1 protein-coding gene and 1 pseudogene are annotated in these 2,708 nt (G+C 63.5%); one reads left to right on the forward strand and one right to left on the reverse strand.

What is annotated here, in order from left to right; all coding sequences use genetic code 11:
* Nucleotides 1–166: 166 nt before the first annotated feature.
* A complete protein-coding gene (locus tag EN893_RS27940; protein WP_127271099.1) occupies nucleotides 167–2,185 on the reverse strand; it encodes a thioredoxin domain-containing protein in 2,019 nt (672 codons plus the stop codon).
* A gap of 64 nt (nucleotides 2,186–2,249) precedes the next feature.
* Between EN893_RS27940 and EN893_RS27945 the strand changes: the two are divergent.
* Nucleotides 2,250–2,708 (forward strand): annotated as a pseudogene (locus EN893_RS27945) (tRNA uridine-5-carboxymethylaminomethyl(34) synthesis GTPase MnmE); the annotation flags it as partial.

Genomic DNA, 2,708 nt, shown 5'->3' on the forward strand with positions numbered 1-2,708 from the left:
ATTGACGGTTGTAGCCGGAGGGGCAGCGGGCGACTTCGCCAAGCCTCGGGCCGGATGGCCATCCGGCCCGAGGCTCAATCGCTTCCATCGCACATAATCATCTCGTGCAGATACAAGGGGCGGCGCCAGCGCCGCAATTTTGGGCTGATCGAGCAGTGCGTTGCCCTTATAGCCCTCGCAACAATCGTTCCAACTCTTCAGCATCCGTCACGACCGGTAAACACACCTGCCCAGTACACAGCCATGCACCCGCCTCGTTGGTCGGCGGCAGGATTCCGCCAGGCAGCAAGGGTCGATTCGTACCCGTACCGATCGGCAGGACAATGTCGACGCGGCGTGGGTCCGGACTTCGATTCGCAACCGGAACGAGCTTTGGATCGTCAAGCGCATCGACGATGACCAGTTTTAGCGGCTCGATCGCCAGCGCGCAGGCGTTGACGATGCCGGCTTGGCCATAGGCCTGGTGGGCCGCGCGGCCGGCGGCGTGCTCGGCAACTTGCCAGGCCCTTTCCTGCAGCTCGAGATCGCCCGTGACGGAGGCCAGCCGGACCAGTGCCTCGATGATCTGGCCGGTGGCGGACGGAATGGCCTCGTCGACATCGCCGCGGATGCGGATCGGCACGTCGGTGCTGTCCGAGGCGGTCAGGTAATACCCCGTCTTTTCGGTATCGGCGTGCCAATGGTCGAGCTGCTTGATAAACTGGCCGGCCTGGTCGACATAGCTCCAATTCCCAGTGGCCTCGAACAGCGAGATCGCTGCGTTGGCCATGGCGGCATAGTCGCTGGACAAAGCAGGGAATAGTTTTCTGGCGCCGAGCATCGAATGCGGCAGACGGCTGTCGCGGCCGGCGGTGCTGATGTGGGCAAAGGCCTTTGCCGCCGCATCGATCCAGTCAGGCCGCGCCAGCGAACGGCCGGCCTCTGCAAGCGCTGCGATCATCTGGCCGTTCCAGTCGGTGAGGGTCTTTGCGTCAAGACCGGGCCTGACCCGCTGTTCCCGCACGGTGAGGAGTTTCGCCTTGAGCGGGCCGAGCTCTGCGCGATCGATCACATAGTGCGATTGCTGGGACAGGGTTTGGTGGACGACCGGCTTGCCTTCCCAGCCGTGCGGGCTGGAGAGCGTGAAGTGCTTGAAAAACAAGGCAGAATCGTCGACGAGGGCGGCCTCGATCTCGTCTTGGCTCCAGGTGTAGAACAGTCCTTCCTCGCCGTCGCTGTCGGCATCGAGACTGGCGGCAAAGGCGCCGCCGTCAACGCGCATCTCGCGCAGCAGCCAGCCGATCGTCTCTTCGATTCGGACCCGGAACAACCCGTTGCCGCTTGCGGCATGGGCCCAGTTGCAGAAGCGGATCAGCTGGGCATTGTCGTAAAGCATCTTTTCGAAATGCGGCACCAGCCATTCGGCGTCGGTCGAGTAACGGCTGAGCCCGCCGCCGATATGATCGTAAATGCCGCCGCTGACCATCTGTTCGAGGCTGTTGAGAACGTCGTCGCGATGGCTGGCGTTGCCGTCGCGCAGCCAGGACAGCCACAGCGTTTGCATGAACGGCGCATTGGGGAATTTCGGCGCGCCACGCAAGCCGCCCAGATCGCGGTCGATCATGCCGTCTATGCCCTTGGCAAGCTCAGCCAGCGTGTCGCGATCGAGCCCTGTTCTCGCGTGCAATCCGGCGAGCCGTGCCTGGACATGTGTGGTCAGGCCGTCGGCGCTCTGGTTGAGGCTCGCCCGCTTCTCGCGCCAGGCCTTGTCCACCGCCTCCATCACCTGGATGAAACCGGGGCGGCCATAGCGTGGCTCGCGCGGAAAGTAGGTGCCGCCCCAGAACGGCTTGCCGTCCGGCGTCAGGAACATGGTTAGTGGCCAGCCACCCTGCTCGCCCATCGAGGACAGCGCCGCCATATAGATCTGGTCGATGTCGGGGCGTTCCTCGCGGTCGACCTTGATATTGACGAACAGACGGTTCATGACGGCGGCGACACCATCGTCCTCGAAGCTTTCATGCGCCATGACGTGGCACCAGTGGCAGGCGGCATAGCCGACCGAGAGCAGGATCGGCCTGTCCAGCGCCTTGGCCTCCTCGAGCGAAGCCGGCGACCAGGCCCGCCAGTGGACGGGATTGCCGCTGTGCTGCTGCAAATAGGGGCTGGCTTCTTCAGCAAGCAGGTTTTGCGCGGGCAGCGTCACTGGGCAAACTCGGGTGCGATTGGCTGATGGGCGTAAAGCTAGGGCGGTTCGGTAGAGCGGGCAAATGATTTCAGGCGATTCCATCGTAGCGCTGTCGAGCGGCCGGCTCCCGGCCGGCGTCGCCGTCATCCGTATTTCCGGCCCGCAGACTCGATTCGTAGTCGAAACGATTGCCGGGGGTATTGTTAAGCCCCGCGTCGCGGTCTTGCGCAGATTCAGGGCGCCCGATGGAACCGTGCTCGATAACGGCTTGGTCGTTTTCTTTCCCAATCCGGCCAGTTTCACCGGCGAGGATGTGGCGGAATTCCACGTTCATGGCGGACGCGCCGTGGTGGCCAGGATGCTGGAGACGATTACTGGTTTCGACGGCGTCAGGCACGCGGAACCGGGCGAATTCACGCGCCGCGCCTTTCTCAACGGCAAGGTCGACCTGGTTGAGACCGAGGCCCTGGCGGATCTCGTCAACGCTGAAACCGAGGCGCAGCGGCGTTTTGCTGTCCAAAATGCCGAAGGCGCTCAGAGC

It is taken from the genome of Mesorhizobium sp. M7A.F.Ca.CA.004.04.2.1, from assembly GCF_004022825.1.
Taxonomy (GTDB): Bacteria; Pseudomonadota; Alphaproteobacteria; order Rhizobiales; family Rhizobiaceae; genus Mesorhizobium.